The 17,318-nt window shown below is 66.8% G+C and carries 18 protein-coding genes and 2 tRNA genes; 14 read left to right on the top strand and 6 right to left on the bottom strand.

Translation table 11 applies throughout. The features are described 5' to 3' along the window. Positions 1–33: 33 nt before the first annotated feature. Together RDCOP1_RS04030 and RDCOP1_RS04025 are read left to right on the top strand one after the other, a co-directional pair. Positions 34–426, top strand: a complete 393-nt coding sequence (locus RDCOP1_RS04030; RefSeq protein WP_072698903.1) for an acyl-CoA thioesterase — start codon at positions 34–36, stop codon at positions 424–426. Further along, a complete protein-coding gene (locus RDCOP1_RS04025) occupies positions 419–1,129 on the top strand; it encodes a DUF8185 domain-containing protein (RefSeq protein ID WP_072698716.1) in 711 nt (236 codons plus the stop codon). Before RDCOP1_RS04030 ends, RDCOP1_RS04025 begins: the two co-directional genes overlap by 8 nt. A 5-nt stretch (positions 1,130–1,134) precedes the next feature. Here the strand turns inward: RDCOP1_RS04025 and RDCOP1_RS04020 are convergent, their stop codons facing one another. Then, positions 1,135–2,742 (bottom strand): glycoside hydrolase family 13 protein, encoded by a 1,608-nt coding sequence (locus RDCOP1_RS04020; RefSeq protein WP_072698715.1) that lies wholly within the window; start codon positions 2,740–2,742, stop codon positions 1,135–1,137. Positions 2,743–2,833: 91 nt separating this feature from the next. Between RDCOP1_RS04020 and RDCOP1_RS04015 the strand changes: the two genes are divergently transcribed. Then, on the top strand, positions 2,834–3,256 hold the full coding sequence (locus tag RDCOP1_RS04015) for a cupin domain-containing protein (RefSeq protein ID WP_072698714.1): 423 nt from the start codon (positions 2,834–2,836) through the stop codon (positions 3,254–3,256). A 16-nt stretch (positions 3,257–3,272) separates the two neighbouring features. On the opposite strand, the gene RDCOP1_RS04010 is transcribed toward RDCOP1_RS04015, so the two are convergent. Then, positions 3,273–3,665, bottom strand: coding sequence for a globin (locus tag RDCOP1_RS04010; protein WP_072698713.1), 393 nt, complete (start codon positions 3,663–3,665; stop codon positions 3,273–3,275). A gap of 184 nt (positions 3,666–3,849) precedes the next feature. On the opposite strand from RDCOP1_RS04010, the gene RDCOP1_RS04005 reads away from it, so the two are divergent. The 3 genes from RDCOP1_RS04005 to RDCOP1_RS03995 all read left to right on the top strand — a co-directional run bounded on the left by RDCOP1_RS04005 (position 3,850) and on the right by RDCOP1_RS03995 (position 5,266). Beyond that, positions 3,850–4,476, top strand: a complete 627-nt coding sequence (locus RDCOP1_RS04005; protein ID WP_072698712.1) for an HNH endonuclease — start codon at positions 3,850–3,852, stop codon at positions 4,474–4,476. A 63-nt stretch (positions 4,477–4,539) separates the two neighbouring features. Continuing rightward, positions 4,540–4,806, top strand: a complete 267-nt coding sequence (ctaJ, locus tag RDCOP1_RS04000; protein ID WP_072698711.1) for an aa3-type cytochrome oxidase subunit CtaJ — start codon at positions 4,540–4,542, stop codon at positions 4,804–4,806. Continuing rightward, on the top strand, positions 4,793–5,266 hold the full coding sequence (locus RDCOP1_RS03995; RefSeq protein WP_072698710.1) for a DUF5130 domain-containing protein: 474 nt from the start codon (positions 4,793–4,795) through the stop codon (positions 5,264–5,266). The genes ctaJ and RDCOP1_RS03995 overlap by 14 nt, the downstream gene beginning before the upstream one ends. Before the next feature lie 123 nt (positions 5,267–5,389). On the opposite strand, the gene pepN is transcribed toward RDCOP1_RS03995, so the two are convergent. Next, positions 5,390–7,972 carry an aminopeptidase N gene (gene pepN, locus RDCOP1_RS03990; RefSeq protein WP_072698902.1) on the bottom strand — a complete coding sequence of 861 codons (2,583 nt, stop codon included), beginning with the start codon at positions 7,970–7,972 and terminating at the stop codon, positions 5,390–5,392. Between the two features lie 212 nt (positions 7,973–8,184). Between pepN and RDCOP1_RS03985 the strand changes: the two genes are divergently transcribed. Next, a complete protein-coding gene (locus tag RDCOP1_RS03985) occupies positions 8,185–8,811 on the top strand; it encodes a mycothiol-dependent nitroreductase Rv2466c family protein (RefSeq protein ID WP_072698709.1) in 627 nt (208 codons plus the stop codon). 79 nt (positions 8,812–8,890) lie between these two features. Here RDCOP1_RS03985 and RDCOP1_RS03980 read toward each other — a convergent pair whose 3' ends face one another. Continuing rightward, on the bottom strand, positions 8,891–9,829 hold the full coding sequence (locus tag RDCOP1_RS03980; RefSeq protein ID WP_072698708.1) for an ABC transporter substrate-binding protein: 939 nt from the start codon (positions 9,827–9,829) through the stop codon (positions 8,891–8,893). A gap of 108 nt (positions 9,830–9,937) precedes the next feature. Here RDCOP1_RS03980 and RDCOP1_RS03975 point away from each other — a divergent pair, with 108 nt between their 5' ends. Both RDCOP1_RS03975 and RDCOP1_RS03970 read left to right on the top strand, forming a co-directional pair. Beyond that, positions 9,938–10,417, top strand: coding sequence for a ribose-5-phosphate isomerase (locus tag RDCOP1_RS03975; RefSeq protein ID WP_072698707.1), 480 nt, complete (start codon positions 9,938–9,940; stop codon positions 10,415–10,417). A 3-nt stretch (positions 10,418–10,420) separates the two neighbouring features. Next, the gene (locus RDCOP1_RS03970) at positions 10,421–11,218 is read left to right on the top strand and encodes an Fpg/Nei family DNA glycosylase (protein WP_072698706.1); all 798 of its coding nucleotides are present in this window, start codon (positions 10,421–10,423) and stop codon (positions 11,216–11,218) included. On the opposite strand, the gene RDCOP1_RS03965 is transcribed toward RDCOP1_RS03970, so the two are convergent. After that, complete coding sequence (locus RDCOP1_RS03965; RefSeq protein WP_231922966.1) at positions 11,206–12,381, bottom strand: wax ester/triacylglycerol synthase domain-containing protein; 1,176 nt, start codon at positions 12,379–12,381, stop codon at positions 11,206–11,208. The genes RDCOP1_RS03970 and RDCOP1_RS03965 overlap by 13 nt on opposite strands. Positions 12,382–12,538: 157 nt before the next feature. Continuing rightward, positions 12,539–12,612 (bottom strand) — tRNA-Gly (locus RDCOP1_RS03960). A gap of 140 nt (positions 12,613–12,752) precedes the next feature. On the opposite strand from RDCOP1_RS03960, the gene RDCOP1_RS03955 reads away from it, so the two are divergent. The 5 genes from RDCOP1_RS03955 to clpX all read left to right on the top strand — a co-directional run bounded on the left by RDCOP1_RS03955 (position 12,753) and on the right by clpX (position 17,243). Further along, a tRNA-Pro gene (locus tag RDCOP1_RS03955) sits at positions 12,753–12,829 on the top strand. 74 nt (positions 12,830–12,903) lie between these two features. After that, complete coding sequence (gene tig / locus RDCOP1_RS03950; protein ID WP_072698705.1) at positions 12,904–14,286, top strand: trigger factor; 1,383 nt, start codon at positions 12,904–12,906, stop codon at positions 14,284–14,286. Between the two features lie 110 nt (positions 14,287–14,396). Continuing rightward, on the top strand, positions 14,397–15,023 hold the full coding sequence (locus RDCOP1_RS03945; RefSeq protein WP_072698704.1) for an ATP-dependent Clp protease proteolytic subunit: 627 nt from the start codon (positions 14,397–14,399) through the stop codon (positions 15,021–15,023). A gap of 52 nt (positions 15,024–15,075) precedes the next feature. Next, entirely contained in the window at positions 15,076–15,738 is a 663-nt protein-coding gene (locus RDCOP1_RS03940; protein ID WP_072698703.1) for an ATP-dependent Clp protease proteolytic subunit, read from the top strand. A 227-nt stretch (positions 15,739–15,965) separates the two neighbouring features. After that, on the top strand, positions 15,966–17,243 hold the full coding sequence (clpX, locus tag RDCOP1_RS03935; protein ID WP_072698702.1) for an ATP-dependent Clp protease ATP-binding subunit ClpX: 1,278 nt from the start codon (positions 15,966–15,968) through the stop codon (positions 17,241–17,243). The last annotated feature ends 75 nt before the right edge of the window (positions 17,244–17,318 follow it).

The following is a 17,318-nucleotide window of genomic DNA, read 5'->3' as shown; positions in this document are numbered from 1 at the left end:
GTGGGGGAACAGTTCGGATTCCATACCGAGGTGATGGTGCGGTGGTCGGACATGGATGTCTTCCAGCACATCAACCACGCCCGGATGGTGACACTGCTCGAAGAGGCGCGCATCCCGTGGCTCTTCGCCGACGGCCGGCCCACCCAGACGCTGCGGGACGGCGCGGTGATCGCCGACCTCCACGTGCGGTACCGCCGTCAGTTGCGTCATTCGGACGGACCGCTCGACATCATGATGTGGACCGAGAAGGTGCGGGCGGTCGACTTCACCATCGGCTACGAGGTGCGTCCGGGCGGTGCTCCGGCCGACTCGGCTCCCGCCGTGGTCGCCTCCACTCAGATTGCCGCGTTCGACATCGACACCCAGCGTCTGCGGCGCCTCAGCGACGACGAACGAGAGTTCCTGTCGCGGTGGCGGCGTGACTGAGCCGGGTGCGGGCGGGGATGGCGGCGCACGCCGGGAACGTCTGGTCCGGCTCGACGCGCCGGCCGACCGCACCGATCTCGCGACATTCCTCACGCACGCACTGCGTCTGGACGACGCCGCGGTGGTGCGTCTGCGGCGCCGGGGTGACGGACTGTTCGGTGTGTGGACACAGACCGGTTTCGACGTCCTCGCATCGCGTCTCGTGCGCGGGACCGTCGCGCCCGCCGATACCTGTGTTGCCGCGGACGGCCTGCGGGCCGCAGTCGTCGGTGCACCCGGCGCGGGCATCGAGGTGGATCCGGGATGGGCGATGGATTCGGCGTGGCGCGGGGCACTGCCTCCGGACGACGGGTTCGCGCACGTCGACGACATCCCCGCGCGGGTGCTCGTCGAACTCGCACATCGCGGCGTCGCACTGAGCCGCGAACACGGTGCACAGGGCCCGCCGGCGTCGTTGCTGGCGCAGGAGGTGCTCGAGGTCAGTGGCGGCGACCTCACAGTCGGGGTGCCGATGCGGATGGTATTCGCGCTCGGCGCAATGGGATTCGTGCCGACGACGAGCCGGGACGCCGGAGACCTCGAGGGTATCGATCCCGCCGAGGTGGTACGAGTCCGCGCCTCGGCCACATGGTTACGGCTCGATGCGCGATACGGGTCGGTCCATCTGCGTCGCGGCGGTGGCCTCGGTCTGAGTGTGGTCTGATCCGGTCAGACGAGCCAGACGGCGCTGTTCCCCGGGAGTTGCCCGTCGGCGATCGGTGTACTGGACAGCAGCGCGGTGCCTGCGGGAAGCGCCACCGGCTCCGTGCCGGCGTTGAGCACACACGTCAATCCTCCGGGGCGCCGGAATGCGAGGCATCCGGGTGGGCTCGCATGCCAGCCGATGTCGTCTCCGGTTATCTCCGGACGGTCGCGCCGCAACCGGATCGCTTGCCGGTACAGCGACAGCATCGACCCCTCGTCCGCGAGTTGGGCTTCGACGGTGAGCGCGGCCCAGTCGTCCGGCTGAGGCAACCACGACTCCGACGCGCTGGTGAATCCGAACGGCGGGGCCGTGCCCTCCCACGGCATGGGGACCCGGCATCCGTCCCGGCCGCGGTCGGTGCGTCCAGAGCGTTCCCACACCGGGTCCTGGAGCACCTCGTCCGGGAGATCCACGTTCGGTAGCCCGAGTTCGGCCCCGTTGTAGACGAACACCGCACCCGGTAGCGCCAACTCCACCAGGATCATGGCGCGGGCGCGGGCGAGGCCCCTCGCACCGCCCCCGTATCGGGTCACCTCGCGGTCCACGTCGTGATTGGACAACGTCCAGGTCGGGGAAGCGGGCGTGCCGGCGACAGCGGCGAATCCCTTCTCGATGGCTTCCCTGATCTCGTCCGCATCCCAGCCCGCGAGCGTCAGATGGAACTCGAACCCGAGGTGCAACTCGTCCGGTCGCAGATATGCGGAGAACCGCTCGTGGTCGCTGACCCAGATTTCGCCGATGGTCACGGCGTCCGGATACTCGTCGAGCACCTTCCTTATTTCCCGGTGGATCGCATGGACTTCGGGGTTGTCGAACCGGGGATCGGACGCGGCATGCCCGAGCAGTTCGTTCTCTTCCCAGCCGTCGTGATCTGCCAGGTCGGCGGGTTTCGCCATCCCGTGCGCCACGTCGATGCGAAATCCGTCCACGTGCCGGTCGTGCAACCAGAAGCGCAGTGTTTTCTCGAGGTCTTCGGCCACCCCCGAATCGGCCCAGTTGAGGTCGGGTTGCTGCGACGCGAACACGTGCAGATACCACTGCCCGGGCGTGCCGTCGGGTTCGGTGACCCGCGTCCAGGCAGGACCGCCGAAGATGCTCGGCCAGTTGTTCGGTGGCTCGTCTCCTTGCGGTCCGCGACCGTCCCGGAAGTGGAACCGGTTGCGCTCGGCGCTGCCCGGTGCGGAGGCGAGCGCCTCATGGAACCAGGGGTGTTCGCTGCTCACGTGATTCGGTACGAGGTCCATCACCACACGGATGCCGCGCGCGTGCGCCTCCTCGACCAGCGCGTCGAAAGCAGCGACGTCGCCGAACAACGGATCGACGTCACGGGGGTCGGAGACGTCGTACCCGTGGTCGGCCATCGGTGACCGCATCACCGGGTTGAGCCAGATCGCGTCGATGCCGAGCAGGACCAGGTAATCGATGCGGTTTCGGATCCCGCCGAGATCGCCGACGCCGTCGCCGTTCGAATCGGCGAAGGACCGCGGATATACCTGGTAGAACACCGCGTCATGCCACCACGCCCGCGCGGGGGCGGGACCGGGAGTCGGCACATCGCTGGGGCGGGCCACGGGTCACATCGTGACAGATGCGCGAGCGGGGGACAGCTCGAACCACGGTAGGAAGTTTCTGTGACCGGGCGCACGTGATAGGACAATCCCCATGAATAGGACATCCATCGTCGCTGTCTCACTCGACGACGTGGAGCTTCGCCCAGACCCCATCGACCCGGATTGGATCCACGACGGAGCACCGGTGGCCCGTAGCGGTCAGTGGTCCACCGGAAGCGATCTGACCACGACCACCCACGTGTGGGACTGCACCGCGGGCCGCTTCACGTGGCACTTCGGAGTCGACGAAATCGTCCACATCGTCGAGGGCTCGGTGATCGTCAGTTCGGACGACGCCGATCCGCGGATTCTGCGTGCCGGGGACGCCGCGCTGTTCCGTGCCGGGACCACCGCGTTGTGGGAGGTGCCCGAGTACGTCCGGAAGCACGCGATTCTGCACCGGGTCATGCCCGCGCCGTTCGTCTTCGCACTCCGCGTCACCGGCAAGCTCCGCTCGCTGCTGCCCGGGCGGTGACCCGCCCGGCCGGGACTCACACGGCCGAATTCATCATCGAGTCGGCCGCCATGTTCATGTAATCGAGCAATTGGCGGCGGTGCGCGTAGTCGAGCGTCTCCGAGTCGATCGACGCGATAGCGGTGTGCATGCAGCGCAACCACGCGTCCCGCTCGAGCGGCCCGATGCGGAACGGGTGGTGCCGCATGCGCAGCCGGGGGTGGCCGCGCTCGTCGGAGTAGGTGTGGGGGCCACCCCAGTACTGCTCGAGGAACATCCGCATGCGTCGCTCGGCCGGACCGAGATCTTCCTCCGGGTACAGCGGCCGGACGATCTCGTCGGCGGCCACCTCCTCGTAGAAGCGCGCCGTGATCTTGCGAAACGTCTCGGCGCCGCCGACTGCGTCGTAGAAGGTCTGCTCGTCACTCATCGGTCTCTGCTCACCATCCCTCTCGAATGTCCATTGTGCCCGTTGCCCCGGTCGGTCCTCAGCGGGCCGGGTGCACGGCGTGCCCGCACCCGAAGTTCACCCGCCTGACCTCGACCTGTCGCACGATTCGGGGTGCGATTCCGGACTATCCGTGATGCACTGTTTCCAGTCTTCCGGAGGTCGTATGAAGCACCGCAGCAGCGCACATCGACAACTCCCGCCCGCGGATGCCCCGATGGGGGCGCCGGGGGCCAGCAACCTGCGCGTGGTGTACGACAGCACGGCCGTCCCCGACTGGGTCAAGCGGCGGGTGCTGCTCCTGAACGCCACATACGAACCTCTCACGGCGCTGCCGGCCCGGCGCGCCGTCATTCTGATGGCGGGCGGCAAGACCGACACCGTCCACGACGATCCGCACGCGCCCTTCGTCCGTTCCGCGGAATGGTCGGTGCAGTTGCCGTCGGTGATCCGCCTGCGCAGTTACGTGCGGGTGCCGTATCACGCCCGGGTCCCGATGACGCGCGCGGCGCTCATGCACCGCGACGGCAACCGCTGTGCCTACTGCGGAGCGAAGGCCGAGACGATCGATCATGTCGTCCCCCGTAGTCGCGGTGGCGAACACACCTGGGAGAACTGCGTCGCGTGCTGCGCGTCGTGCAACCACAAGAAGGCGGACAAGATGCTCGCCGAACTCGGCTGGACGCTGCGCGCCGCACTCACCCCTCCCAAGGGCCGCCACTGGCGCCTGCTCGCGACGCTTCCGGAGTTGCACCCCACCTGGCTGCCCTACCTGGGAGAGGGCGCCGCCTGAGCGCACCGCACCGATTCCGGGGCGTGTGCGGCCTTTCACAGGCGCCTGGGCTACCGTTTGCGTGTGAGCATTCTCGAGACAACCCTGATCTTCGTCGGCATTCCGCTGCTGATCGTCTTGGTCTTGGCCGGTGTGTCCCTCACCGGGCAGCGGTACCCGGGCCCGGTTCCGTCCGACAACCCGTACACGCTCGGACAGAAATGGGAGCACGGGCCGGTGCTGTGGACCGCCACGGACGAAGCTACGCACCCCGGGCACCACGCCCATCACGGACATGTCGTCGGCAACCCGGCGGATCTGATCGGAGGTACCGCAAGTGGCAAGTGGTGACGTGATCCACACTCCCGTCCGTTCCACGGAGACCCTTCCGTACGGTGCGGCTCTCACGGCGAGCGGCCGGATTTCGAGCACCCGCCCGCTCGGTGATCCGTTCGACGGCCCGCCCTTCAAGGAGAGCGAGCTGATCCGGCTCGACGACACGCTGACCGACGCTATCCGGGCCACCCATGTGCGCTTCTCCGTGTACATCGGTGATGCCGTGGATCCGGCTGCCGAGACCGACGCGCTGTTCCCGACGACGCCGGACGCGGAGAACTCGGTGCTGCTCGCCGTGTACCCCAACCAGCGGTCCATCGAGATCCGCTCGGGACGCCAAGCCGCAGATCGCGCCACCGACCGCGTCGCCCAGCTCGGCGTGACGGCCGCGCTGGCGTCTTTCGGTCAGGGAAACCTGATCGACGGCATCACCAGTGCCGTCCGGGTGATGGCCAACGCGATCGTCGCCCCGTAGTTTCGGCAATCCCGTAGTTCGGCGCTACCGTCACTGCGGGTTCCGCCACCGTGGCCCCGGTGCCGCGCTCGGTCCTCGGACCGGGTGCGGCACCGGGGCCACAGGCGTTTCAGTGGACCTGCGTCACGATGCGTCGAACGAGCGCGCCTTCAGCGACCGCACGATGCCGGCGCGTCCCTCCACGATGAGACGGCGCAATGCCGGCGGATGATCGCCCGTGAGGAACTCGTCGGCCGCGGCGACCGCGTCCTCCGTCACGGCCCACGACGGGTACAGACCCACGACGACGGTCTGCGCGACCTCGCTCGAGCGCCGTTCCCACACCTGCGGCACGTCGGCGAAGTACCGCGCGACATACGGCGCGAGCAGTTCGCTCTGGCCGAGCGGCGCGAACCCGCCGATGACGGACCGGGCGGTGATGTTGGGGACGGTGTCGTCGTGCACGACGGTCTCCCAGACCTGCTCCTTCACCGCAGCCTGCGGACGCGCGGCACGCGCCGCCGCTGCCTGCCGGGCACCGGCCGCGGTGGGATCCCGGCGAGCCTCCGCGTCGATGAACGGTGACTCGAGGCCGTCGGCGTCCACTTCACCCGCAGCGGCGAGAGCGTGGACGATCCGCCAGCGCAGATCCGTGTCGACGACGAGACCGTCGAGCCCCACCGACGCCGGGTCGGCGTCGAGCAGTTCCGCCAGCACCTCGGTGTGCCACGGCGACAGTTGCGCACCGCCGAGCGCGTTGACGAACGCGAGCTGATGGTCCGAGCCACCCTCCGCCTCACGGGCGAGCTCGAGCAGCCGGTTCGCGAAGTCCGGCCATCCCCGCTCGTTCGCCCAGGACGGCTCCGCATAACTGCTCAGTGCGGTCGCTGCCTGCATCAGCAGTCGCTGCACGACACCCACTTCGGTTTCCGCGGCGATACCGCGCTGCACGAGCGCCACGAAGTCGCGGGCCTTGAGTTCCGCCTGCCGGGTCATCTCCCAGGCCGCCGACCACACGAGCGTGCGTGGCAACGATTCCGTGATGTCACCGGTGCGCTCGAGGACCGTCGCCAGCGACTCGTCGTCGAGACGCACCGAGCAGTACGTCAGGTCGTCGTCGTTGACGAGCACGAACTTGCCGCGCGGCACGCCCACCAACTCCGGGACCTCGGTTCGCGCGGCCGCATCGACATCGATTTCGACGCGATGGGTGCGGACGAGTCGGCCGGACCCGTCGTCGTCGTAGACACCGATCGCCAGGCGATGCACGCGCCACTCGCCGGCACCGGGCTGGGCGCCTTCCTGGACTACCGCGAAGCGCGTGAACGTGCCGTCGTCCGCGACCTCGAAATCGGGTCGCAAGATGTTCAGGCCCGTGGTCTTGAGCCACTGCGTTCCCCAGTCGGAGAGGTCGCGTCCGGAGGACTTCTCGAGCGCCGAGAGCAAGTCGTCGAAGGTGGCGTTCCCGTACGCGTGGTCACGGAAGTAGTCGCGCAGGCCAGCCAGGAACGGTTCCTGCCCGACGTAGGCGACGAGCTGCTTGAGCACCGACGCGCCCTTGGCGTACGTGATGCCGTCGAAGTTCACTTCCACGGCGGCGAGATCGGGAATGTCCGCGGCGATCGGATGCGTGGACGGCAGTTGATCCTGCCGGTACGCCCACGACTTCTCGACGTTCGCGAACGTGGTCCACGCGTTGGTGTACTCGGTGGCGGACGCCTGGCACAGCACCGAGGCGAACGTCGCGAAGGATTCGTTGAGCCACAGGTCGTCCCACCACCGCATGGTGACGAGGTCGCCGAACCACATGTGCGCCATCTCGTGCAGCACCGTTTCGGCGCGACGTTCGTACGAGTAGCGGGTGACCTTGGAGCGGAAGACGTAGTCCTCGAGGAACGTCACCGCACCCGCGTTCTCCATTGCCCCGGCATTGAACTCGGGCACGAACAACTGGTCGTACTTGCCGAAGGCATACGGCACGCCGAAGTTCTTGTGGTAGAAGGCGAAACCCTGCTTGGTTTCGGTGAAGAGGCGCTCGGCGTCCATGTGCCCGGCGAGCGAGGAACGGCAGTAGATGCCCAGCGGAATGGTGCCGTGCGCGTCGCTGTACTCGTCGGTCCACTGCGCGTACGGACCGGCGATCAGAGCGACGAGATACGTGCTCATGCGCGGGGTCGTGCGGAAGATGTGCTTGCCGGGCTGCGCGGCGGCTGTCTGTACCACCTCGGCGTTGGAGATGACCTTCCAGCTCTCGGGCGCGGTCACGGAAACGTCGAACGTCGCCTTGAGATCGGGCTGGTCGAAGCAGGCGAACATCCGCTTGGCGTCGGCGGTTTCGAACTGCGAATACAAGTACACCGAGTCGTCCGCGGGGTCGACGAATCGGTGCAGGCCCTCACCGGTGTTGGTGTACAGGCACTCGGCGTCGACGACGAGTTCGTTCCGCGCGGCCAGCCCGGTCAGCGCGATGCCCGTGTCCTCGGTGTAGCCGGATACGTCCACGGCGACACCGTTGAGGGTGGCCGAGTTGATCGACTTCGCGATCAGGTCGATGAACGTCGACGCTCCCTCGGTCGCGTCGAAACGCACCGTGGTGACGGAGCGGAACGTCGTCGTGCCGGGCGCACCGGCGCCGTCCGTCAGATCGAGTTCGATGCTGTAGTTGTCGACGGACAACACGGCGGCACGTTCGGCGGCCTGCTCGCGGGTCAGATTCGGTGGTGCCACTGAAAAGCTCCTTTTCACGACGGGATGCCGGTAGGCGTCCATCCCACCATGATCGTCGTACGTCGACGGCCGAACCGTCGCTGCGGGTGCCGGGCGGTACGGGCGGTCCGTCACCCGAGGGCGAGCGGCTTCGGGAAGAATCAGGGACGCAAGACTGTTGCACGCCGCATCCCGGCGACCGCCGTGTTCGGACCACTTCTGAGGAGAACTTCGTGAGCGACTCGACCAACCCCACCGGCAAGGACACCGCAGACTTCTGGTTCGACCCGCTCTGCCCGTGGTGCTGGATCACCTCGCGCTGGATCCTCGAGGTCACGAAGGTGCGCGACATCGAGGCGCGATTCCACGTGATGAGCCTGGCGGTGCTCAACGAGGGCCGCGACCTCCCGGAGGAATACTCCGAGCGGATGAAGCAGGCATGGGGTCCCGTGCGTGTCGCCGTCGCGGCGGCGCAGAAGTACGGGGACGACATCCTGGAGCCGCTCTACACCGCGATGGGCACCCGGATCCACAACGAGGGCAACGAGGACCTCGGTGACGTCATCGCCGGTGCGCTCGCAGAACTCGACCTGGATCCTTCGCTGGCCGATGCCGCGACCACAACCGAGTACGACGCGGCGCTGCGCGCGAGCCACGCCGCGGGCATGGATGCCGTGGGTGACGACGTCGGAACCCCGACCATCCACGTCAACGGGGTCGCGTTCTTCGGGCCCGTGCTGTCGAAGATCCCGCGCGGTGAGGAAGCCGGCAGGATGTGGGACGGCGTCGTGGCGCTCGCGTCGTACCCGCACTTCTTCGAGCTCAAGCGCAGCCGCGACGAAAACCCGAGCTTCGACTGATCCCGGCATGTGAAGGACTCCGGTGGCGAAGGAGCGGCCGCTTCGCCACCGGAGACCTCGGGTGTGGGTGGGCCGAACGTCAGCCGAGCACGGTCTCGAGGTCGTCGAGGATGCTGTTCGCGCCGATGACGCCGATGCCGACCATCCAGGTTTCGTCCTCGAACTCGAAGGTGTTTCCGCTCAGGACTGCGGGCTGCGATCCCCAGAGCCCGGTCACGGTGCCCATCGTGGACGCGTTCGGATCACCGGCGGGGTTGGTGAAGAAGATGACGTCGCCGTCGATCCGGGTGTAGTTCTCGGGGCTCAGTTCGAGCATCGAGTACTCGTTCCAGTCACGTTCACCGAGGTCGAAACCGACCTTGGTGAGGATGTTGCCCGAGAACGTGTCGGGTCCGTACAGGCGGAAGTTGTCCGGGCGGAATCGGACCATCGAGGCCGTGCGACCGTCGGCTCCCACGGCCTCGCCGACCTGGGCGGCGCGGTCGTCGAGCGTGGTGAGGAGGGTTTCCATCTCGTCGCTCTCGTTTACCGCGGCGGCCGTGATGCGAGCCTGCTCCTCCCAGTCGGTGCCGGAGTTCACAGAGAAGACGGTCGGAGCGATGGCGGAGAGCATGGGGTACAGCGCTTCGTGGCGGACCTGTGCGCCGATGATGAGATCGGGATTCAGGCTCGCAATGGCCTCGAGGTCGGGCTCGGAGGTCAGGCCCACCGTCGTGGTGGCGGCGAGCTTGTCGGCGAGGTAACCGGGTACGCCGTTGGCCGCGCTGGATTCGGTGGCGCCGACCGGGGTGATGCCGAGGGCGACGAGGGTGTCGAGGTGCGGCGAGTCGATGACCACGATGCGCTCGGGGGTGCCCTCGAGGGTGGTTTCGCCCATGGCGTGTTCGACGGTGTAGGACTCGCCGGCGTCCGCGGGCTCCTCGGTCGTACCGGAACTGCACGCGGACAGTAGGACTGTGCCGGCTACTGCGGCGGCACCGAGGAGGGCGCGCGCTGAACTTCTGTGTGATCGGGACATGATCGCTCACAGTAGAGCAGGAACTTAGGTTAGCGAAACCTTAGGGTGGGGGTGCGGTTCGCCGGAGCGAGTGCCGTGGCAGACCGAGACCTCGTTAGACTCGGCCCCATGCGCGTGTACCTGGGAGCTGACCATGCAGGCTTCGAACGTAAGAACGAGATCATCGAACACCTGACGAAGAACGGCCACGAGCCGATCGACTGCGGCGCCTTCGAATACGACGCCCAGGACGACTACCCGGCGTTCTGCATCGAGGCGGCCCGTCGTACGGTCGCCGACGAGGGCAGCCTCGGCCTCGTGCTCGGTGGCAGCGGCAACGGCGAGCAGATCGCCGCGAACAAGGTCCCCGGCGCGCGTTGCGCGCTGGCGTGGAGCGTCGAGACCGCCACCCTCGCCCGTGAGCACAACAACGCCCAGCTCATCGGCATCGGCGGCCGGATGCACAGCCTCGAGGAAACCCTCGCCATCGTCGACGCCTTCCTCGCGGCCGAGTGGTCGAACGAAGAGCGTCATCAGCGTCGCATCGACATCCTCGCGGAGTACGAGAAGTCCGGTGTGGCTCCGGCTGTGCCGGGCGCGCAAAACTGATCGATGCCCGAAGGACACATCCTGCACCGGCTCGCCCGGTTGCACACCGAGTGGTACTCGGGTGGGCCGGTGCGGGTGTCCAGCCCACAGGGGCGCTTCGAGGACGGTGCCCGGGCAGTCGACGGCCGCGTGCTCGTCCACGCGGACGCGTGGGGCAAACATCTGTTCCACCACTACGACGGCGGTCTCGCCGTCCATGTCCACCTCGGTATCTACGGAGCCTTCACCGACACGGAACTGCCGCTCGGTGAGCCGATCGGGCAGGTCCGCATGCGGATGATCGGTGCGCGGTACGGCAGCGACCTCCGCGGACCCGCAGCATGCGAGGTGCTCACCGAGGGTGAGGTCGACGCCGTCGAGGCGCGACTCGGACCCGATCCGCTGCGACCCGACGCCGATCCCGAGCGGGTATGGGCACGGATGAGCCGCTCCCGCAGCCCGATCGGTTCGTTGCTGATGGATCAATCGGTGATCGCCGGGGTCGGCAACGTCTATCGCGCGGAAGTGTTGTTCCGTCACAACATTCACCCCAACCGTCCCGGCCGCGACGTCACACGAGACGAATTCGACGCGCTGTGGGCAGATCTCGTCGACCTCATGGAGATCGGGGCGCAGCGCGGACGCATGCACGTCGTGCGGGCCGAGCACGACGGGGGAATGCCGTCGTATGCGAAGGACCGGCCCCGCACGTACGTGTACCGCCGCACCGGTGAGGCATGCCGCGTGTGCGGGACGCCGGTGCTGCACAAGGTGATGGGGGCGCGGAACCTGTTCTGGTGCCCGACCTGTCAGCCCGGCTGAACGGTGATCTCGTCCGCGTCGGGATCCTCGGTTGCGCCGAGTACGGCGCTGATTCCGCTGCGCAGACAGTCGTCGAACACCTCTCGATCCGGCACCGCGCCGGCGTCCACGGTGATTCCGATCCAGCATCCCGACCGATACGACATGAGTGTCGCGTTCAGCGCCGCACCGTGGGTCGGTCCGAAACCGTAGTACCGCTCGACCTTCGCGCCGCCGATATAGAGCGGCGCGCTCGATCCGGGGAGCGTGGCAGTGAACACGTCCTGCGGGCCGAAGAGCGCCTCCTCGTTCGCCAGCGCCGCCACGGGTTCGCCGCGTCGAGCCCGCAGATCCACCGGGCGTGACCCGGAGACCTCGGTCGGGCCCGCGCGCCGCGTCTCGATCCGTCTCATCAACTCGTCCGGATCTTCGGTGCCTTCCGCCGATGCCGTTCTGAGAGGGTGGCCCGAGCCCGCCATCGCGGCTCGCAGTTCGTCTGTGTTCCGGCCGTGGCGGCGTCGGTATGCGGCGCAGGCGAGCAGCATCGCGGCGACGAACGCGCTCTCGAGTCCGCAGCCCGCCCGGTCTGCCGCGGCCCGAAGGTCGCCGAGCGGAACGTCGACCACATGGAGACGACACGCAGAACGCCCGGGTACACACACCTGATCTTCTTCCCCGTCGGGTCCACCGAGAAGCGAGTTCACGAGAGAGGTCGTGACGCGGTTGAGGCCGCGTGCGGCCGACCGAGCCCACGACCGGACGACATCGCCCGGGTCGTCGCCGGGAGGCGCGAGGTGGTGCAACCGGATCACCAGTGCCGACCCGCCACCGGTCAGCCCGTCGAAGAGAGTCAGCCGCCACAGGGGGTGTCGCAAGCCCGGCACCGGAGGAGTGGTCCTCGCAGAATCGAGCACGTCGGCAAAGGTCGCGGGTGTGGGCAAGGACACACGGTCGAGTTGCCAGGGCGGATCGGAATCCGGGCCACCGGGCCAACGTGGGGGTTCCAGACCGAACGGCACATCGACGACCCGGTGGCGGAAGCCCGGCGACTCGTGATTTCCCGGTGCGAGCATCCCGGTCACCCGATCCCAGTCGGGGACTGCGTCGAGTACGACGACTGCCACGACGACCGAACGCGGCACGCCGTCTCCGGTGGCTTCGCCGCGCTCGGGTGGGTCTGTCACAGAGGGGACGTTGTCACATCGAACGATCTGCGGGATCGGCTTGGAGCGCACTTTGCGGATTCGAGTCGAAAAGGTGATCCGTGGCCGGACGATACGGGCAGCTTGCCGCCGTAACGAAAAACGCCCGCCGACCTGGTGGTCGGCGGGCGTCCCGCTATGGAGGGGATGACGGGAATCGAACCCGCGTAGCCAGTTTGGAAGACTGGGGCTCTACCATTGAGCTACATCCCCGTTGCTGCAACTTTCACCGCTTCTGCGGTGTCCGCTCCGTGCAGGATGAGACTGTACCGAACCTCGCTTTGGAATTCATAATCGGGGGGCCGTAGGATTCCTGCTGCGGGTCCCCAGGGATGCTCTAGGGGTGCCGGTGACGGGATGTGGCGCAGCTTGGTAGCGCATCCGCTTTGGGAGCGGAGGGTCGCAGGTTCGAATCCTGTCATCCCGACCAGATCGAACGGCGTCAGCGCGCTCAGTAGTGAAACGAACGACCGACCAGACAGCACGACAGAAGGAGCATGTCCCGTGAAGAGCACCGTCGAGCAGCTGAGCCCGACGCGAGTCCGTATCAACGTTGAGGTGCCCTTCGAGGAGCTCCAGCCTGATTTCGACCGCGCCTTCCAGTCCCTCGCAGGACAGGTGCGCATCCCGGGCTTCCGTCCGGGCAAGGCGCCCCGCAAGATCCTCGAGGCCCGTGTCGGACGCGGCGCCGTGCTCGAGCAGGTCGTCAACGACGCCATCCAGTCTCGTTACAGCGAGGCCGTGACCGCCAACGAGGTCAAGGTCCTGGGACAGCCCGAGATCGACGTCACCAAGCTCGAAGACAACGTGGAGCTCGTCTTCAACGCCGAGGTAGACGTGCGTCCCGAGATCACCCTCCCGGACTTCTCCGAGATCTCCGTGACCGTCGATCCCGTCGAGATCACCGACGAGGACATCGACGAGCAGCTGCTGTCGCTGCGACAGCGTTTCGGCACCCTCACGGGCGTCGATCGCCCCGTGCAGGACGGCGACTTCGTCTCCATCGACCTGTCGGCGACCGTCGACGGCAAAGAGGTCACCGAGGCTGCCACCGAGGGACTGTCGCACGAGGTCGGTTCCGGCCAGCTCATCGACGGTCTCGACGAAGCGATCATCGGCACCTCCGCCGGCGAGTCGAAGGACTTCGAGTCCACCCTGCTGGCCGGAGAGTTCGCCGGTCGGAAGGCCGTCGTCACCGTCAAGGTCAACTCGGTCAAGGAGCGCGAGCTCCCCGAGGCCGACGACGATTTCGCGCAGCTCGCGAGCGAGTTCGACACCATCGACGAGCTGACCGCCGACCTGCGTGAGCGTGTCGAGCGCGTCAAGAAGGTCGAGCAGGCCGGTCAGATCCGCGACAAGGTTCTCGAGGTTCTGCTCGACACCGTCGAGATCCCGCTTCCCGACGCGGTCGTTCAGGCCGAGGTCGACAGCGCCGTCCACGACGCGATCCACGAGCTCGACCACGACGAAGCGCAGCTCGACAAGCTGCTCGAGGCACAGGGTTCGAGCCGCGAGGAGTTCGACAAGGAGGCTCGCGAGTCCGCCGAGCGCTCCGTGAAGACCCAGCTGCTCCTGGATGCGATCGCCGAGGCGGAGGGCACCACCGTCGAGCAGCAGGAGCTCACCGAGCGGATCTTCTTCCAGGCTCAGCGCTACGGCATCCCGCCCGAGCAGTTCATCCAGCAGATCAGCCAGGCCAACCAGCTCGGTGCCGTGTTCGCCGACGTGCGTCGCGGCAAGGCGCTCGGTTCGGTGGTCGACCGCGTGACCGTCACCGACACCACCGGTGCGTCCGTCGACACGAGCGAGCTGTTCGGCACCAAGAAGGACGACGCGGATGCCGAGGATTCGGCTGCCGAGAGCACCGAGGATTCCGCCTCCGAGTAGTCGGATTTTTTCCGCTTTGAGCGAAGAGGGGCGGCACCGGGCATCCGGTGCCGCCCCTCTTCGTTAGTGTCAGTGTCAGCAATCCACGATTGACGAGAAGGCAGGTACCCGTGACTCATCAGAATCCGGCGACATCCATCGGTCCGACGATGACCTCGGCCACCGCTGGGCTCAACCTCAGCGACTCGGTGTACGAACGCCTGCTTCGCGAGCGGATCATCTTCCTCGGCACCCAGGTCGACGACGACATCGCCAACAAGCTCTGCGCACAGATCCTCCTGCTGTCGGCGGAGGACCCCAACCGCGACATCTCGCTGTACATCAACTCCCCGGGTGGTTCGGTCACCGCGGGTATGGCGATCTACGACACGATGAAGTTCGTCGAGTGCGACGTGGCGACTTTCGCGATGGGTCTGGCCGCGTCGATGGGTCAGTTCCTGTTGTCGGCCGGCACCCAGGGCAAGCGTTATGCCCTTCCGCACGCGCGGATCATGATGCACCAGCCGTCCGCCGGTATCGGCGGCACCGCGAGCGACATCGCGATCATGGCCGAGCAGTTCGCGCACACCAAGCGGGAGATGGCGGAGCTGATCGCCGAGCACACGGGGCAGACCGTCGAGCAGATCACCAAGGACTCGGACCGCGACCGGTGGTTCACCGCTCAGCAGGCACTCGAGTACGGCTTCGTCGACCACGTCGTCGCACGGGCCCAGCAGGCCGGCGGTACCGGCAACTGATCCCCGGGTACTCACCGACCCGCTCCACGCCCCACGAATTCTTGGAGAAGCGATGACCAACATGTTCGATCCGCGCCAGCTCGGCGGCCAAGCTCCGGCCTCTCCGGCGAGCCGCTACATCCTGCCCTCGTTCATCGAGCACTCGAGCTACGGCGTCAAGGAATCCAACCCGTACAACAAGCTGTTCGAAGAGCGCATCATCTTCCTCGGTGTGCAGGTCGACGACGCGTCGGCCAACGACGTCATGGCGCAGCTGCTGGTGCTCGAGTCGCTGGACCCGGACCGCGACATCACGATGTACATCAACTCGCCCGGTGGTTCGTTCACCTCGCTCATGGCGATCTACGACACGATGCAGTACGTACGCGCCGACATCACGACGGTGTGCCTCGGCCAGGCCGCGTCGGCAGCAGCCGTGCTCCTCGCTGCCGGCACGCCGGGCAAGCGCCTGGCCCTGCCGAACGCGCGGGTTCTCATTCATCAGCCCTCGACCGGCGGGATTCAGGGTCAGGTTTCCGACCTCGAGATCCAGGCCGCGGAGATCGAGCGGATGCGCCGTCTCATGGAGACGACCCTCGCTCGGCACACCGGTAAGGACGCGGAGCAGATCCGCAAGGACACCGATCGCGACAAGATCCTGACCGCCGCGGAGGCCGTCGAATACGGATTGATCGACAACGTTCTCGAATACCGGAAGCTCTCAGCCCAGAAGTAGCCGAACGGCCCGGCCCGACCGCGTGTCTCGTGGTCCGGGCCGGGTCGATGTGCAATTGTGAGCGGGACCAGGTGCGGGGCCGACAAATGTGGCCGGAAACGCCGGGAACCAGTCGACCCGAACGCCGGACTCCGGGTACGGTCGAGCAAGGGCCCGCTCCCCGGGCCGGCGCGCAACGAAGATCGCGGCAGCAGTTGCACGCACACGAGGAAGTAGGGACCTGACAGATGGCACGTATCGGTGACGGCGGAGACCTGCTCAAGTGCTCGTTCTGCGGAAAGAGCCAGAAGCAGGTCAAGAAGCTCATTGCGGGGCCGGGCGTCTACATCTGTGACGAGTGCATCGATCTGTGCAACGAGATCATCGAGGAAGAGCTCGCCGAAACCAGCGAGGTCAAGCTCGACGAACTGCCCAAGCCCGCCGAGATTCGTGACTTCCTCGACAACTACGTGATCGGCCAGGACTCTGCGAAGCGGACGCTCGCGGTCGCGGTGTACAACCACTACAAGCGGATCCAGGCCGGCGACAAGGCCCGCGACGCCCGTGGTGAGGCCGTCGAACTGGCGAAGTCCAACATCCTGCTGCTCGGGCCTACCGGGTGTGGCAAGACGTACCTGGCACAGACCCTCGCGAAGATGCTGAATGTGCCGTTCGCCATCGCCGATGCCACTGCGCTCACCGAGGCGGGTTATGTGGGTGAGGACGTCGAGAACATCCTCCTCAAGCTGATCCAGGCCGCGGACTACGACGTCAAGCGCGCCGAGACCGGCATCATCTACATCGACGAGGTAGACAAGATCGCGCGCAAGAGCGAGAACCCGTCGATCACGCGCGACGTGTCGGGCGAAGGCGTGCAGCAGGCGCTGCTCAAAATTCTCGAGGGGACGCAGGCGTCGGTGCCACCGCAGGGTGGACGTAAGCATCCCCACCAAGAATTCATCCAGATCGACACCACGAACGTGCTGTTCATCGTCGCGGGTGCTTTCGCCGGCCTCGAGAGGATCGTGTCGGATCGAATCGGCAAGCGTGGCATCGGGTTCGGCGCAGAGGTGCGGTCGAAGGCCGAGATCGACACCACCGATCACTTCGCCGATGTCATGCCCGAGGACCTCATCAAGTTCGGCCTCATCCCGGAGTTCATCGGACGCCTTCCGATCGTCGCGTCCGTGACGAACCTCGACAAGGAATCGCTCGTCGAGATCCTGTCCGAGCCGAAGAACGCACTCGTGAAGCAGTACGTGCGGTTGTTCGAGATGGACGGCGTCGAACTCGAGTTCTCGCAGGACGGCCTCGAGGCGATAGCGGACCAGGCGATTCTGCGAGGCACGGGCGCACGTGGTCTTCGCGCGATCATGGAAGAAGTCCTCCTGCCCGTGATGTACGACATCCCCAGTCGCGACGATGTGGAGAAGGTCGTGGTCACCGCGGAGACGGTCACCGACAACGTGTTGCCGACGATCGTGCCGCGCAAGACCGATCGTGAGCGCCGCGAGAAGTCGGCCTGACCCCTTCTCGAACGACTCTTCGGACAGACCTCGGCCCCGGCAGGAAATCCTGCCGGGGCCGAGGTCTGTTCCGGG

This window comes from Rhodococcus coprophilus NBRC 100603 (assembly GCF_001895045.1).
Lineage (GTDB): Bacteria > Actinomycetota > Actinomycetes > Mycobacteriales > Mycobacteriaceae > Rhodococcus > Rhodococcus coprophilus.
The sequence above is the reverse complement of the archived record's forward strand: the minus strand, read 5'-3'. Positions and strand labels throughout refer to the sequence as shown.